The organism is uncultured Apibacter sp. (genome assembly GCF_946479295.1).
GTDB lineage: Bacteria > Bacteroidota > Bacteroidia > Flavobacteriales > Weeksellaceae > Apibacter.
Map to the genome: position 1 here is coordinate 48,128 of NZ_CAMLFD010000004.1, position 16,306 is coordinate 64,433.

17 protein-coding genes are annotated in these 16,306 nt (G+C 26.1%); 4 read left to right on the top strand and 13 right to left on the bottom strand.

Features of this window, described 5'->3' with window-relative positions:
• Positions 1-393 precede the first annotated feature (393 nt).
• The 3 genes from Q0T35_RS04515 to Q0T35_RS04525 are packed head-to-tail and all read right to left on the bottom strand — an operon-like array spanning position 394 to position 3,228.
• Positions 394-1,293 carry a glycosyltransferase family 2 protein gene (locus Q0T35_RS04515; protein WP_293917343.1) on the bottom strand — a complete coding sequence of 300 codons (900 nt, stop codon included), beginning with the start codon at positions 1,291-1,293 and terminating at the stop codon, positions 394-396.
• 7 nt (positions 1,294-1,300) lie between these two features.
• On the bottom strand, positions 1,301-2,215 hold the full coding sequence (locus Q0T35_RS04520) for a glycosyltransferase (protein ID WP_295841142.1): 915 nt from the start codon (positions 2,213-2,215) through the stop codon (positions 1,301-1,303).
• Positions 2,216-2,226: 11 nt separating this feature from the next.
• Positions 2,227-3,228 (bottom strand): hypothetical protein, encoded by a 1,002-nt coding sequence (locus Q0T35_RS04525; RefSeq protein ID WP_295841143.1) that lies wholly within the window; start codon positions 3,226-3,228, stop codon positions 2,227-2,229.
• A 97-nt stretch (positions 3,229-3,325) separates the two neighbouring features.
• Between Q0T35_RS04525 and Q0T35_RS04530 the strand changes: the two genes are divergently transcribed.
• Positions 3,326-3,958, top strand: coding sequence for a VanW family protein (locus tag Q0T35_RS04530; RefSeq protein ID WP_295841144.1), 633 nt, complete (start codon positions 3,326-3,328; stop codon positions 3,956-3,958).
• Positions 3,959-4,015: 57 nt separating this feature from the next.
• On the opposite strand, the gene Q0T35_RS04535 is transcribed toward Q0T35_RS04530, so the two are convergent.
• Complete coding sequence (locus tag Q0T35_RS04535; protein WP_293917353.1) at positions 4,016-4,576, bottom strand: META domain-containing protein; 561 nt, start codon at positions 4,574-4,576, stop codon at positions 4,016-4,018.
• Between the two features lie 310 nt (positions 4,577-4,886).
• Here Q0T35_RS04535 and Q0T35_RS04540 point away from each other — a divergent pair, with 310 nt between their 5' ends.
• Positions 4,887-5,678 (top strand): DUF2797 domain-containing protein, encoded by a 792-nt coding sequence (locus tag Q0T35_RS04540; protein WP_295841146.1) that lies wholly within the window; start codon positions 4,887-4,889, stop codon positions 5,676-5,678.
• A gap of 2 nt (positions 5,679-5,680) precedes the next feature.
• Here the strand turns inward: Q0T35_RS04540 and Q0T35_RS04545 are convergent, their stop codons facing one another.
• Positions 5,681-7,603: an LTA synthase family protein gene (locus tag Q0T35_RS04545; RefSeq protein WP_295841148.1), complete on the bottom strand. Its 1,923-nt coding sequence runs from the start codon at positions 7,601-7,603 to the stop codon at positions 5,681-5,683.
• A gap of 110 nt (positions 7,604-7,713) precedes the next feature.
• Here Q0T35_RS04545 and Q0T35_RS04550 point away from each other — a divergent pair, with 110 nt between their 5' ends.
• Positions 7,714-9,036, top strand: a complete 1,323-nt coding sequence (locus Q0T35_RS04550; protein ID WP_295841149.1) for a dihydrolipoamide acetyltransferase family protein — start codon at positions 7,714-7,716, stop codon at positions 9,034-9,036.
• Positions 9,037-9,214: 178 nt separating this feature from the next.
• The gene (locus Q0T35_RS04555; protein WP_295841210.1) at positions 9,215-9,469 is read left to right on the top strand and encodes a copper resistance protein NlpE N-terminal domain-containing protein; all 255 of its coding nucleotides are present in this window, start codon (positions 9,215-9,217) and stop codon (positions 9,467-9,469) included.
• 59 nt (positions 9,470-9,528) lie between these two features.
• Here the strand turns inward: Q0T35_RS04555 and Q0T35_RS04560 are convergent, their stop codons facing one another.
• The 8 genes from Q0T35_RS04560 to Q0T35_RS04595 form a co-directional block, all read right to left on the bottom strand.
• Positions 9,529-10,107 (bottom strand): hypothetical protein, encoded by a 579-nt coding sequence (locus Q0T35_RS04560; RefSeq protein WP_293917366.1) that lies wholly within the window; start codon positions 10,105-10,107, stop codon positions 9,529-9,531.
• Between the two features lie 98 nt (positions 10,108-10,205).
• A complete protein-coding gene (locus tag Q0T35_RS04565) occupies positions 10,206-10,841 on the bottom strand; it encodes a DnaJ domain-containing protein (protein WP_295841150.1) in 636 nt (211 codons plus the stop codon).
• Positions 10,842-10,991: 150 nt separating this feature from the next.
• Entirely contained in the window at positions 10,992-12,641 is a 1,650-nt protein-coding gene (locus Q0T35_RS04570) for a ribonucleoside-diphosphate reductase subunit alpha (RefSeq protein WP_293917370.1), read from the bottom strand.
• 8 nt (positions 12,642-12,649) lie between these two features.
• A complete protein-coding gene (locus tag Q0T35_RS04575) occupies positions 12,650-12,943 on the bottom strand; it encodes a hypothetical protein (RefSeq protein ID WP_295841151.1) in 294 nt (97 codons plus the stop codon).
• On the bottom strand, positions 12,944-13,918 hold the full coding sequence (locus Q0T35_RS04580; RefSeq protein ID WP_293917372.1) for a ribonucleotide-diphosphate reductase subunit beta: 975 nt from the start codon (positions 13,916-13,918) through the stop codon (positions 12,944-12,946).
• A 302-nt stretch (positions 13,919-14,220) separates the two neighbouring features.
• Positions 14,221-15,096 (bottom strand): NAD kinase, encoded by an 876-nt coding sequence (locus Q0T35_RS04585; RefSeq protein ID WP_293917374.1) that lies wholly within the window; start codon positions 15,094-15,096, stop codon positions 14,221-14,223.
• Positions 15,097-15,109: 13 nt separating this feature from the next.
• Positions 15,110-15,766 carry a CBS domain-containing protein gene (locus Q0T35_RS04590; RefSeq protein WP_293917375.1) on the bottom strand — a complete coding sequence of 219 codons (657 nt, stop codon included), beginning with the start codon at positions 15,764-15,766 and terminating at the stop codon, positions 15,110-15,112.
• A 24-nt stretch (positions 15,767-15,790) separates the two neighbouring features.
• Positions 15,791-16,153, bottom strand: a complete 363-nt coding sequence (locus Q0T35_RS04595) for an MmcQ/YjbR family DNA-binding protein (RefSeq protein ID WP_295841152.1) — start codon at positions 16,151-16,153, stop codon at positions 15,791-15,793.
• Positions 16,154-16,306 lie beyond the last annotated feature (153 nt).

A 16,306-nucleotide genomic window follows, 5' to 3' on the forward strand; every position in this document is an offset into this window, starting at 1 on the left:
ATGAGGATGAATGTATTATATATGAGGTATTTCATAAATGTGATTACATAAATATGACACTTGAATCTTTAAATTATTATTTTCAAAGAGCGGATAGCATTATGAGTTCTAAAGATAAATAAAAAATAATTCAAAAATATCCAAATTATATTGAAACTCTTAATTTAATAAGGAATTTTCATAAAATTTATCAATATTAATATTTATACAATTTAACGTAACATTACAGCAAAGAATATATTTTTTAGATAATTATTATGAAAACCTATCTAAAAAAAACATGAAAAAACTAATTCTAAAAAAAATGAAATTCTATACATTAAAAATTTATTAAGAACTAAGAAAAAAATATTTTATATTAAATAATTTCCCTTATTTAGCCAATATATTTTATTAAAAGAAAAATAATTTTAAATAATATTTTAAATAGGTTTTAAAACGCATTTTATTTTTATTATTACCTATTAATTTAAAAGTTTGTTTCATTTTTCTCTTACCTCCGTAATTATAAGATAATAGCAAGTCCTTATCAAGATCAACAGTAAATTTACTTTTATTCATTTTCATTAAATAATTATTTATTCTAATTTTAGCCATAAACATATTATCAAATTCATTTTCTGTATCTAATTTATAACATACACTAGTATTTCTATAAGTAATACAATAAATGGGAAAGTCATCCACTGCATAATTATTGGATAATTTTCCTGCTTTAATAACAAATAATGCATCTTCACCTACTTTTACTTCCTCAAAATTTAATTTATTTTTTTCAATGAAACTTCTTCTGAACATCTTAGCAAAAGCCTCCCAATTTTTATAAATTAATTGATCTTTTGCTTTAGATCTATCTGATTTTAATTTCTTATAATATTTTTTACGTGTTTTAACTAAATATAGATGTCTTTCTGCACTAACTAAACTGTCACTATCTACACTATTAGCCAAAAAATAAATTATATCGTTATTTCCATTTATATATTTATCTGTTTGCTCAATAAAATTTTTATTAAAAAAATCATCAGAATCTGCAAACAAAATCCACTTACCTTTAGCCTTTGTTAGTCCAACATTTCTCGCATAGCCAGCCCCTTTTCCTTCTTTGGTTAAGTAAATTTCAACATTTGATCTATTGCTACCTGGAAAGTTATTAAAATCTACAATAGTTGAATCACTAAAATCATCTACAATTATTATTTGAATATCTACTCTTATCGGGATTGAATCTAAACATCTTTGCAATAATTGTGGCGTATTTTTATGAGGTATTATGATAGTATATGTGAACATAAATATTCTATTTGAAAATATTTTTCAAGTATATTTTTACTCTTTTAATATATGGTATATATTTTAGATTTTTATAAATTTCTGTTTTGATATATTCCGGAACTTTATTTTGAGGCGTTGTTATATATATTTTTCTAAGTAATTTATTTCTATAAATTCGAGTATTATTTAAAAATTTAGTTAAATTATTATTTTCACAAAAATAAATTCTATCTTTTAATGCTTCAATATAAGAAATCTCTTTCTTAAATGAATATTCTTGATATACTCTATTGGTTATGCTATCATCTCTTTTAAAATAATAATAAAGCATTAGATCAATTTCAATTATCCTATTTGACTTGTAAAAACATTTATACCAAACATACTCATCTTCACTTATTCTAACATCAACCGGAAATCGTAAATTATCCCATATTTTTTTTTTGTAAAGTTTATTCCATACGACTACATAACGAACCGTATCATTCTTATATCTAAAACTTTCAATAAAATCAGCCCCATTATAGGTTATACTTTTAAAATAATTTTTATTTACATTTACATTTATTTCTTTAATATCGGTAAAACTATGAAAATTACATAAAGAAATATCGCTATCTGTTTCAACTAAATTTTTATGTAGTATTTTGTAAAATTCAGGAGATATTATATCATCAGGATCTATAAATCCGATATAATCACCTTTAGCTTCATCCAAACCTTTATTTCTAGCCACAGATAAACCTTTATTGATTTGATGAATAACCCTGATTCTTGAATCTTTTTTAGCATATTCATCACAAATAGTCCCACTTGAATCAGTAGACCCATCATTAATTAATAATATTTCTAAATTGGTATAGGTTTGTTTTATTATGGAATCTAAACATTTTCCAAGATATTTTTCTACATTGTAAATAGGTATTATAACTGATATCATTTTAACTTTTTTTATTTTGAAAAAATAACTTTTAACTTATTTTCAAATTGCGTTTCTTCCTCCAAAACTTCTTTTCTATATTCAACAAAATCTACAATATATTTTTCATAATTTTCAATGGATTGTTCTATTTTAGAAATAATTTTAGAATAATTTTCTTTAATAAATTCAAATTTATATTCCTCTGGAATATTTAAATCTTTTTGATATAACGAAGATCCTCCTTTACCGGATATTATTATACAATTCATGACTGAAGATTCTCTCAACATTTTATCTCTGCCTGGATTATATCCAAAATCAACGTAAATTTTTGCTTTATTCATGGTATCTACGACTTCCATCGGAGTCATATTTTTTATGGCTATCCATTTAAATTGTGAGATTTTATTTATTAATTTACGTATTTCCCTTTTATTTTTTTTAGGATTATAAATAATGATATTTTCTTTGAATTCTGTACTATTCTCTTTACTACTTATCTTAAAAAAAAGAGGATTGACATAATCACAGATAAATGATATCTTATTTACAGGTACTTTATTCTTCAATAGAAATAAATAAGATCGATACGATTGAGCCCAATGATATACATTCGGAAGATTTTCAAAATAATATTCTTTATCCTCTTTTTTACCTTTAATATATTTTGATAAATAAAACTTTAATCCTCTATGCCTATTTTTCATGCAAATAGAATAGAAATCAACACTCAACCACCATATAATCTTTTTACTTTTATCGAATTTATAAATATAATTGGTAAGAGATTCCGGTATTATAATTATATTATCTGAGTGGTCTTCAATGGTATCTATTTCTAACGTATCATATATATTATATACTTTCGGCTTAGGATCTATGTTAGATTTTTTTTGTATATAATACATTTTAGCATCTAAATTTAATTTTGTCCTTAATTTATGACTTAATTGATGTAGAGCTTCCGGCCCACCTGTAGAATTATTTGCAGGACAAAGTATAAAAATTTTCGAAGTAGAAATGTTTTTCATAAATCTTAACTTGTGTAAAATTAATTCAAATATAAGTCTTCAATATATTATTTTTTGTTAAATTTAATCAATATTATATATAATAATTTAAGACCAAATGCATAAATTAAAAAAATTATTAAAACATTTTTCTTTTAATTCTTATGCCAAACAACTAAATAATGATCCATGTATATATCCTCATGAGACATTTTTAGAATATACTATTCTTAATAATAAATTTCCCTCTCAAGGTATTGCATTGGAAACTATTTTTAAAATTCAAAAATTAATTAATAATGTTGTGATTAAACCTAAGCAAATATTCTCTTTTTGGAAAGTTATTGGAAAACCTTCGATAGAATATAGTTCTGCTAGAAATAATGAATATGAGCTATTTTCAAGTATTATTTATTATTTATCATTAATAAGTGGTTTAACTATTATGGAAAGACATCACCATAGTAATTATATTTTTGATAATAGTGTACGAACCTATCCACTAGGTGCCGATGCAGAAGTTATATTTGGAAGCAAAGATTTAAAAATAAAAAACGAATTTAAATTTCCGATAAAGTTAAAATTTGAAATTAAAAATCAAGTATTATGCGGATATATTTTAAGTACTAATAACTTAATGATTAACGATGTAAATTTTATATATAGAAATTATAAAAATTTAAAAGAAGTATTAACTCGTATTAATCGGAGAACGATAGATGTTTCAATATATAAAGAAGAAATTATATAAGTATAAAAGATTCACGCAAAAACATAAAGCTCATCATTATTTATGATTATTCTATATTTAATATTTTTCAAAAACTAAAGTTTCCTGGCCACCGGTATGAAAAGATAAAATAGAATCTCCCTCTCTAATTTCATCCGCATTCTGTAATGCATTAAGAAACTGTTTTTCATCTTGATTACAAGGTAATTCAGTGAATGATAATCTAGTTAAGTCAAAAAAAGAATTCTCTTTAGTATAATAAGCTGTAAATTTGTTGCAACCCGTAGTTCCATAAATCTGTTTCCAGGGTTCATCAAATCTCATCATAGGTAAATTTTCATAAAATTCTGAGGCATTTTGAGAATTAAATTTAACTAATTGCCATTTTTCAACACTTTCATCTCCCAAATAAACCATTATCCTATCTAATTTTCCTTTAGGGTTTTTAGTTGCAGTTTTTTCATCAACTTTCACTATTTTTTTAATTTCAGCTATATTATCATTTTCATTGTTATTTACATTTATCTCTATTTCCCTATTTTCCGCTACTGTTTTTTTAGAAGTTCCACAACTTGTCATGAGAAAAAATGGAAATAATCCTAAGAAAATTAAATAAAAATCTAATAACCTTTTATTCATAATATTTAAGTATGTATTGTACACAATTAACTAACTTTTGTGATCATTATAAATAATTAGGTAAAGATATAAAAAAACCTTTCATACTAAATATTTTTTTGAATTATTTTTAAAATGTAAGAATCTTTTGTTTTGTTAATATAAATTTATAAAGTTTATATTAAAAATTATAAATAACGAATAAATTCATAATTTTTCATCTATAATCTTTAAAATAAACTGAACTATGTACTATTAAATAATTACATATTTCTATATTTGCAAGTACCAATAATTCATTTTTTATCAAACAGTTATAAATATATTTCTTATGCATTTCTCTGGGCTACTTACAAAAATGATTACTGAATATGATTCTCCGATTCAATACTATTTAAATTTTAATCAAGAAATAATTATTTTAAACCAACTTTTAGATAAAAAAATTAAAATACGATTCGATCATTATGAATGCCTAGGATGTGGACTTGACAAAGAAATATTTGCCATGGGATATTGTAAAAATTGCTATTTCACTTCTCCTTATGCAGGAGAATGGATAATTAGACCAGAATTATCTAAAGCTCATCTTGGTAAAGAAGATCGAGATTTAATAGTCGAATCCAATGCGCAACTTCAACCTCATATAGTATATTTAGCCAACTCTGGAGGGGTGAAAGTGGGAGTAACTAGAAAATCACAAATCCCAATTCGATGGATTGATCAAGGAGCAGAATATGCTATAAAATTAGCGGAAACAGACAATAGATATGAAGCTGGAGTAATTGAATCCATACTAAAAAATCATATCTCAGATAAAACTAATTTTAGAAAAATGTTGAGTGAACTAACCCCATATATAGATTTATCTTCGATTAAAAATCGACTTATTGAATACATACCGGAAAATTTAATAAATTTTATATCTGATGATAATGAAATTTTTAATTTTCAATATCCTGTTATTGCTTATCCTTCAAAGATTAATTCTATAAATCTCAAAAAGACATTCGAATTTGATGGAATTCTCAAAGGTATTAAAGGACAATATTTACTATTTGATAATAATATGGTATTTAATGTAAGAAATCATGAAGGTTTTGTAATCGATTTAATTATATGAATTTATAATGATAGTTTGTTATCTATTAACCTATTATTATATTGTTGAATATATGATTTTATTTTAATTTGAAATTGTTCTTCAGGATAAATTGAAATTTTATTTTTTAACAAGCTGTCTTTTTTGTAATCATATACACTTACTATTTTTTTACCATCAAAAACTATATAATATTGATTGATTAAAAATCTATAAATTCCTTCATTGTAATTTGCTACTATCCTATCCTTATTTTCAACGGCATTTCCGAAAGAAAAAACTTTTCCAGTGTAGCCGAGATAAGTTAAAACTTCAGGAAATATATCAATTTGTCCTAGTAATTTATCTTCTGTGCCTTTTAAATTTGGATTTGAAGGATCAAATAACAATATTGGAATTGAATAATTACCTATTTCAGTCGAAAAGTATTCGCCTTTTTGTCCTCCTCTACTTGTATGATCGGGTGTTAGTACAAATACAGTATTTGAATACCATGGTTGCTTTTTAGCGGTTTGAAAAAATTTTCTTAAAGCAAAATCTGCATAAGCTATACTTTCATGAATTTCTCTATCTCCTTTTGGAAATTTATTTTCATATTTTTTAGGAATAGTATAGGGAGAATGTGAAGATATCGTAAAAATTGTTGAAAAGAACGGCTGTTTAAATGTGTTAAAATTACGGATTGCAAATTGTAAAAATTCTTCATCAAAAATTCCCCAAACTCCGTCATATCCTTCATTTCCTTTATATTCATTTCTACCATAATAGCTATCATACCCTGATATTCGGGCAAATTCATTAAAATTCTGACTTCCGTTAAATGCTCCATGAAAAAAAGAAGTATTATACCCTTGCTTTTTTAAGATGGTATTAAATCCATCTACCTTATTAAAACAATAAGGTGAAGATATATATGATACTTCCATTAAACAAGGAATTGAAGTGATTACTGAAGGTACTGCATCTATAGATTTAAAGCCATTTGCAAATGCATTGGTATAGTATCTGCCTTGTGTAAGCAATGAATCTAAAAAGGGAGTCAATTGCTTATCTCCAAATTTTTTATATATATTTTCTTTTCCGAAACTTTCCAGAATAATAATTACTAAATTCTTCTTTTTTAAATTATTTTCATTTTTTATATCAATGATAGGCTGATAAATTTTATTAACCATTTGAGAAGTAAAATAATTTTTTTTATCTAAATTATCCCTTTTAGAAATTGTTTTTAGAATTGTATAAGCAGTGTTTAAAACAACTGCGGTATTCTGTGGATAATTTGCATAATTTATAGCATCCACGGTCTTTATTGGAGCTCTTTGTAATCCTCCTCTTCCACCTATTACAATTAATCCAACAAAAATTAAAAAAAACAATGAACTTATAGTAAGATCTTTAATACCCAGCTTTTTCTTTTCTTTAAATGTTATTTCTGGTATGCATTTCCAAAACACATACATTGCTAAAATATAACCTAAAAACATATACCAATATTCTAACAAATAGACAGGAATTAATCTTAGAATGTCTCCTTCCATTCCTGAAGCTGTAATTAAAGCATATGTACTTCTCTTATTTGTAAATATATAATACTTTATATCAATTACATTTACACCTATACATAGTGCATTTATTGCAAAAAATAGTATTTTAAGTATTTTTTGATAATTTTTATTATACTTAAAATTTCCGGGCACTGTACTTAATATGATAACTACTATATTACTAAAAAATATAGCTGACAAATCGTATCTTATCCCCCCAATGAATTCAGTTACATTTACGCCAATAAAACAATTTTTATTGAATAGATAGAATATTATTCTACATATTTGATAACTAATTAACAAAAACAATAGTCTAAGTAATAATTGTTTTATACTTAACTTATAATTCATAATTAATAACAGAGAATGGGTTAGCCAAACAAATTTATAATTTTTCATATAATTTTTATCAAAAATTTTATTTTATTTTAACATTTTATTAGTATGATATAAAAATTTTGAAGTCGTTCCATATTTTTTTCCTAGTTTTGTCTTTCTAATTATTAACTATGGCTGAATATAAACTTATATTACCTCCTATGGGAGAAGGTATAATGGAAGCTACTATTACCGAATGGGCAAAAAATGAAGGAGATTATATAGAAGAGGATGAAACAATTGTTGGAATCGCTACTGATAAGGTCGATTCGGATGTGCCCTCCTCCATTTCAGGAAAATTACTAAAAAAACTTAAAGAAGTAAATGATATTTGTAAAATAGGAGAAGCTTTTGCAATATTAGAAATCGATAATACCGATAAAAGTTCAACATCTTTTAAATCTGAATTATCCTTACAAAAAGATGACGATTTAACAATTACTACTTCATTTACTGATGAAATAATCACTGAAGAACTGGTAAAACCTATACTCTCTAACTCGACTTTGCAACCTATTAGCTCAACACAAGATAGATTTTATTCTCCTTTGATTCGTTCAATTTGTAAAAAGGAAAATATATCACTATCGGAAATTGAAAAAATACAGGGTACAGGGTTGAATGGAAGAATTACTAAAGAAGATTTACTTTCTTATTTAAAAGATAAAAATACCCAAACAGCTATAGAAAAAACAAGTGAAGCACTTGATTCCTCATTCTTATCTACCTCCTCATCCATATCTGATTCGGATGAGATTATTGAAATGGATAGAATGCGTAAGCTAATTTCCAAAAATATGCTTCAAAGCAGACAAATATCTGCTCATGTTACCTCTTTTGTTGAATGCGATGTCACAAATTTAGTATTATGGAGAAACAAAAATAAAGATACCTTCTTACAACGTGAGGGGGTAAAATTAACTTTTATGCCTATGTTTATACAGGCAATAGTTAAAGCTTTAAAAGATTTTCCATTAATTAACATTTCTGTTGACGGAGATACTATTATAAAAAAGAAAAATATTAATATCGGTATTGCAACCGCTGTACCTAATGGAAATTTAATAGTACCTGTAATTAAAAATGCCGACCAACTTAGTTTGTCAGGATTAGCTAGATCTATAAACGATTTAGCAGTTCGTGCTAGAAACAATCAATTAAAACCTGAAGATACTAAAGGAGGAACTTATACATTAAGTAACATAGGTAGTTTTGGAAATATTGCCGGAACTCCCATTATTAATCAACCTCAAGTAGCGATTATGGCAGTAGGTTCAATTGTAAAAAAACCGGCAGTTATTGAAACTCCACAGGGTGACATGATCGGAATTCGAAATATGATGATCATTTCCCATACCTATGACCACAGAGTTATAGATGGAGCTCTTGGGGGGGCTTTTGCTAAAAAGGTTTCTGATTATTTGGAAAAATTTGACCTTAATACAAAGTTTTAGTATTTTCTTAATATAAATTTTTATTCCATGAATAACTATTCTATTAATAAATATGTTATGTTATTCTTCTTTAACATTATTTTTATAAGCTGCGATAAAAAAAAATATATATCAAAATTCAGAAATCAACCATATATCTGAAATTCCAAAATCTATTACAGGCACTTATATAGGTCAAATATCCTGCGATGATTGTGATTTCGTTGAATTGACTTTATATGGAAATTCAAGTTATGCTTTAAAAATCCAACTTTTTGCTGAGGAAGATAAAGAACCTATTATTAATGAAAAAGGCAACTATAGTTATGATAAAAATAATTCTATACTTATCCTAGATAAGTACGGATTTCGATTTAGAATTTCGGGGAATAAACTATATTATCTTGATAAATCAAATAAATATTACCAAGAAGAATTTTTGATTAAAGAATAAAATATTATTTTCTTAAAAAATTTAATCTGATTAATTTGTAATGCCTAAAATGGCAAATTTTAGAATTCTAAATCATAATCAGAAATTGATAAACTAATTAAAATATTTTTTTCATTGAAATAAAAAGTAGCAAATATTTTACCATCCTTAATTTTATAGGTAGGTAAATTTGAATTGTTAAATTTTATTAAACGTTTAGGATATTGTTTCTCAATTGAATTTAAAGTAGATTTATTTAAAATGATCGTATTAGCTAATTCAATTGAGCCTATTCCTCCATAATTGAAGCTTACTAAGGAAATTTTATCATTATTTCCCCTCTCGCCTTCCCCTTCAGATATAGCACTTATCTGGAAACTATTAGTGAAATCCCAGAAATATACATTTCCCGAACCTTCTATCGAATTTACTTCTGTATAGGTCGCTATTGAATTTATTGACAAAATTTTCCCCGGCAATTTAAATCCTTTATTTGTAAAAAATAAATCTTTAATTTTTCCTGCAGATTTAGGTCCAAAAATTAAACTTTTTTTCTTTTGATTGGATGAGGTTGATTGACTATTACTTTTATTTTGTGAAAAAAATGTATTACTACCTATTGTAAGTAATAATATTATTATACAAAATACCTTTCGCATTTTTATATTCATTATCATTTAAAGTAGTTAAGAATTATTTTTGTTTATTTACTAATCAGTTAATTAAAAATCCCAATTTACAAGCTAAAATACAAAGTTTAAATAGGAATTCTAAATTTATATAAGTAATTAAACATTTTCTTTAATTTATAAGTTAATTTTGAAATTATACTATTTACAAAATTATATTTATTTTCATTTTGTTTGATCGTCTCTTTAACTAATATTATCATTTCATCATTTCCTCCAGTTAATTTATAGAGTTTGATGATAATTTTATCTTTATCTATATCTTGTAAAAAATTTATACATCTTGAAACCTCCACTATTATTTGCTTTAAAATATTATGAGTACCATTTAAATGTAAAAATTTAATATTTTTATCGGACAAAAGTTTTTCCAAACAATTATATAAAGCATTTTTACTTACTTTGTTAGCACCTTTATCATAAATAAATTTACGTATATCCTGAATTTTTTTCAAGAAAACATAAGGAGTTATTGGTTGAGTTGATATAATTTTGTTTCTGTATATTAAATCATATTTTTTACGCAATTTTTCATTGGATAAAGTTTTGTAGGCTTCTATAATATCGATAATTTTTTTTTCATTTAGTTTATTATCAAAATTTCTATCAGGATGAAATTGTAAAGCTAATCTTCTGTAAGATTTTTTTATTTCGTTTAATGAGGCTGATGAATCAATTTCCAATATTTTATAAAAATCTTTCATTAGTATGTTTAAGCCTATTATTAAAATAAGATCATTCAATACAAAGATAAGTTATTCATGAAATATAAATTCAATATGCATCCTTTTTAAAATAAAAAAGACTACACTTTTTAGTAGTCTTTCAAAATAAATGATAGAAAATAATATTATTTATGATTCACAACTGCTGCAATTAACTAAGTTTAGCACTAACTCTTTGGCTACACTTTGACTTCTTTGATAGTACAATGTTTTAATACCTAATTTCCAAGCCTCAATTAATAAACGATTGACTTCTTTCACTGGAAGCTCAGCAGGTATATTTAAATTTAATGATTGTGATTGATCAACATATTTTTGTCTTATTGATGCTTGTTGTACAATTTCCAACTGACTAATTTCTTTAAAGGTTTTAAAAACTTGTTTTTCTTCATAGGTCAGCTCTTTTAAATGTTGAACACTTCCGCCATTGAGCATAATACTTCTCCATGTATCCTCATTATTAATGTTTTTTTCAGTAAGCAACATATCCAAATACTTATTCTTACGCATAAAGTTACCTTTAGAAAGGCCTGCTTTATAGTAGTTGGAACTAAATGGTTCTATACCTGGTGATGTTTGTCCTAAAATTGCCGAAGATGAGGTGGTTGGAGCAATAGCCAGTAGCGTAGAGTTTCTTCTTCCGTATCCTTTCAATAATTCAGGCTCTCCATAAATCCTAGCCAAGTCTTCACTTGCTTTATTAGATTTATCTTGTAAATATTTGAAAATTTCAACTGTCTTTTGTTTTGCTACCATTCCTTCAAAAGGAATCATATTTTTCTGTAAGTAAGAATGCCATCCCAGAACACCTAAACCTAAAGCACGATGTTTTTTAGCGAATTTATTAGCCGAAGAAAGATAATAATTTCCTTCGGTTTTTACGATAAATTCCTGCAAAACAGCATCCAAGAAAAATACTGCTAATTTTACGGCCTCAGTATCTTTCCATTCGTCATATAATTCTAAATTCATGGAAGATAAACAACAGATAAATGACTCTTCTTCTGTAGAAGGAAGCATGATTTCAGAACAAAGATTTGAAGCATGAATAATCATTCCTTTATCTTTATATACCTGTGGTTTATTTTTATTTATATTATCAGTAAAAAATATATAGGGTAATCCTTTTTGTTGACGACTTTCTAAAACTTTCGCCCATATTTTTCTTTTATCAATATCTCCATCAATCATTTCCTGCATCCAATAATCAGGAACACAAATACCGAAAAATAGATTTTGTATTGGATTTCCAATATCTCTAATAGATAAAAATTCTTCAATATCCGGATGATCAATATCCAGATAGGCAGCAAAAGCACCTCTTCTTACCCCTCCCTGAGAAATCGTATCCATAGCGGTATCGAATAATTTCATGAAACTTACTGCACCACTACTCTTTCCGTTGTCGGAAACAGCTGAACCTCTTTCTCTTAAGGCACCAAAATAACCGGAAGTTCCTCCTCCAATTTTGGTTTGCATAATAACTTCGCCTAATTTATGAGTAATTCCTTCTATGCTATCAGGAATGTGAACATTGAAACAAGATATAGGCAATCCTCTTTCCGTTCCCATATTAGCCCATATAGGAGAACTTAAGCTCATCCATCCCCTTTCAATCATTTCTTGAAAAGCCTCTTTGAGCTCCGGTTTATATAATCTTTGAGCGGCGGCTGAAGTTATTCGATCGATAGCTCCTTCCACCGTCTCGCCCTTTAGAAGATATCCTCTATTTAATATCTGTTCACTTTCAGAATTTTTCCACCAAAGTTTTTCACTCATAATTTTATCTAATCTAATCTTTTAACCATTAATTCTAATTTTCCTTTCAGCCCAGTCTCTTTATTTATTGCTAACCTTCTTAAAAGATACCCATTATCTTTTCCATCTTCATCAATAAAAGGCATTTCATATATTTCAGATAAAGTAAAATCTGTAAGATAACTGAATAAAATTTTTTCCAATTCTTCTAGTACCAATACATGACGGTCCTTATCTATAAGATTGGTAGCAATTTCTTTTTCAATAGTTGATGTAAAATCAAGATATAAAAAGTTTGCCTTAATTAAATAAAAATCTCCCATTTAAAATAAATCGTTTTCAGTTATACTTTTATCGTATTTTGTATATTCTGTAGGTCTTTTAGCAAAAAAGTCGTCTAGGCTATTTGCAAAAACTTCTTCTTCAAACCAAGCCATAGGCCTATATTGTTCCGAGGTTATATTATAAAGTCTATCCATACCGATTTGTTGTAAGCTTTCATCAACCCTAAATTTCATAAAATTTATAAGATTTTCTTTTTCAATGGTATTTAATTCTCCTTTTTCGAATATCCAATCGAGAATATTTCCTTCAATAATGATAGATTTTTTTACTGTATCCAAGATATGATTTATTGTATCTTCATCGAAGAAGTCGGGATATTCTTCTTTAATTTTATTAACGAGATATATTCCAGCATTAGCATGGATTTGTTCATCTACAGAAGTCCAGCCAATTATGTTGCTTACATTCTTCATAAGTCCCTTAAAACGCGTAAAAGATAAGATAATAGCAAATTGACTGAACAAAGAAACGTTTTCAATGAGAATGGTAAATAGAATAAGAGAAACTACATATTTTTTGCGGTCATCAGATTTAGCATATTTTAAAGCATTGTCTAAATATTCAACTCTTTCTCTTATAACAGGTATTTCTAATAATTTTTCAAATTCATTATTATATCCTAAAACTTCTAATAATCTCGAATAGGCTTCCGAATGTCTGAATTCACATTCAGCAAATGTACTCCCTAATCCGTTAAATTCCGGTTTTGGAAAATGTTGATAAATATTTCCCCAAAAACTTTTAACAGCTACTTCAATCTGTGCAATAGCTAATAAGCTATTTTTAATGGAATTTCTTTCTCTATCTTCTAAATGTGAATGAAAATCTTGAATATCGGCAGTAAAATCTACTTCTGAATGAACCCAATAGGCATGATTAATTGCTTCTGTAAATTGTAAAATTTCAGGGTATTCAAAAGGTTTGTAATTAATTCTTCTATCAAATATTGACATAATCCTTAATTTTTTTATCTTATTGTTATTTTTTATTTACTTAATTTTAAAAGATAGAAAATCCTTCATAAGAACCGGTACCATTTTTTCTTTTTAGAGGTTACGATGTCTTATGTTCAAATTTTATATTCTTATGATTATATTAGTTAGCTTATTATCAAATAATTGAACTTAAAACTATAGTTCTCAATCCAGTTATTAAAATTAAATATTATTCAATAATAAGATTAAAGAGTTTGTTAAAAGATATTAAGAAGTTATAAACAAAATACTTTATATAATATTGCAAATTGGAAAAATAACTAATTTCTGGAATCGTTTCCCCATTTCAATTTTTCTCTAAGATTTTCAAAATATGAATAATTCTTATACTTAACAATCTTAATAGTAAATGGAGCTTTTTTAATTACTATTTCATCTTCTATTCCTACTGTATTGTATCTGGAATCTAAGCATAAAGAATATTTGTCAGATCGGCTATGTACCTTTAGTCTAATTTCCACATCATCTTTTAATATTAAAGGACGTACGTTTAAATTATGTGGACATATAGGAGTTATTACAAATATGTCAGCTTTAGGATATATAATAGGCCCTCCACAACTTAAAGAGTAACCTGTAGAACCGGTTGGTGTTGAAATTATTAATCCATCAGCCCAAAAAGTATTTAGAAATACATCATTTACGTAAGCATCAATGGTTATCATTGATGTAGTATTCTTCCGCATCACTGCTGCTTCATTTATAGCATAGGGTAAGAATGTATGAAAAGTACTTTTCACTTCTAATACGGATCGTTCGCTTATTCCGCAATTATTCTCCAATATCCGTGGCAATTCTTTTAGAAACTCATTTTTTTGAAAAGTTGCTAAAAAACCTAATCTACCAGTATTAATGCCTACAATCGGTATATTTGAATCTTTTATATAAGCTACTGTGGATAATATAGTTCCATCTCCTCCAAAAGTAAATAATAATTTAGTCTCTTTAGGAAGACCCTTTTTTTTAGTGAATGAAATGAAGTTTAAATTTTTTAAGCCTAGCACTTCTTTTAATTCGCTTAAGAAACTTTCATATACATAAACAATTATTTGCCTTTCTTCTAATTGTCGAAAAAATGCAGTATATAGTTCATAATCTTCTTGGTGAACTACTTTTCCATATACACCTACTATCATTAATTTAGACTTTTTAAACTTCCATAAATTTTTGCAGTTGATCAAACCTCTCTTTTAAAAGTTCTTGTTTAGAATCTTCAAAGTATTTGTTAGAAATCTGATATCCGAATCTTTCGAAAGTATCCCCTATGGAACTGATATTTTCTGCGCTTAATTTTAATACTATTTGTGTTGAGTCTTCATCCGTATTTACTAATAACAATCCTAAAATTCTTCCATTATTGCTTTCAACAATATTAGCTATTTCACTTGTTGAGTATTTTTTTATAGGTGTTGAGATAATCATATACACACCATATTCTGTGGTAAACTGAAATGAAGCCAATTCTTCAATCACGGTTTCTTCAAGAACAACACCTAAAAATTCTTCTTTAAAGGATATAATCGGTATTAAGTTGGTCTCATTTTCGCTAAATACATGCAAAGAATCAAAAAGTATAGCATTATCAAACAAATAAAATTGTTCTAAATCTAATAGATGATCTTTTAAAATATCTGTCTTTTTAAGATCTCTGACAATATTCAAACCTATATTACCTATTACTCTTCCTTTATTTATAACAGGATAATGACTAACTCCCAAATCAATCATCAATTGCTCAGCTCTCGCAATGGTATCATTTTCATATAGAATTAATACATCTGATGATATATAATTTGTAATTATCATTATGCTAAGATATAATAAGATTTTTTAGTTACCAAAATTTTGCAACTCAGATCTTTGTTTGTTTGTCAATTTATTAACTACTTCTTTATAAGAAACTTTTATAAGATTTTTTATAAAATCATCAGATAAATTTCCAGTAAGATTAACCGTATTCCAATATTTTTTATGCATATGAAAACCTGGTTCAATCTCTGAATATTCCTCTCTCAATTTCAAACAATAATCTTCTGAAAATTTTAAATTCACTTTTAACTCTGATTTATACAAATACGTTAATGCAAACATCTTACCTTTTACTTTAAAAACTAAAGTTTTATCATCAAAAGGAAAACATTCTTCACTTGCAGGAAATTGTAAGCAATATTCTCTTAGTTCTTCTATATTCATCTTTTTATTGTTAATAAAGCTTATAAATTAATAAAGCTCCTTTGTTCATTATATGGTAATTTGTAATTTTGATTCATACTAAAGAAATACATAAAAAATATTTAATTATAATTACTGTATAGTAATTTATAAATTTTAGAAATTATTACTATA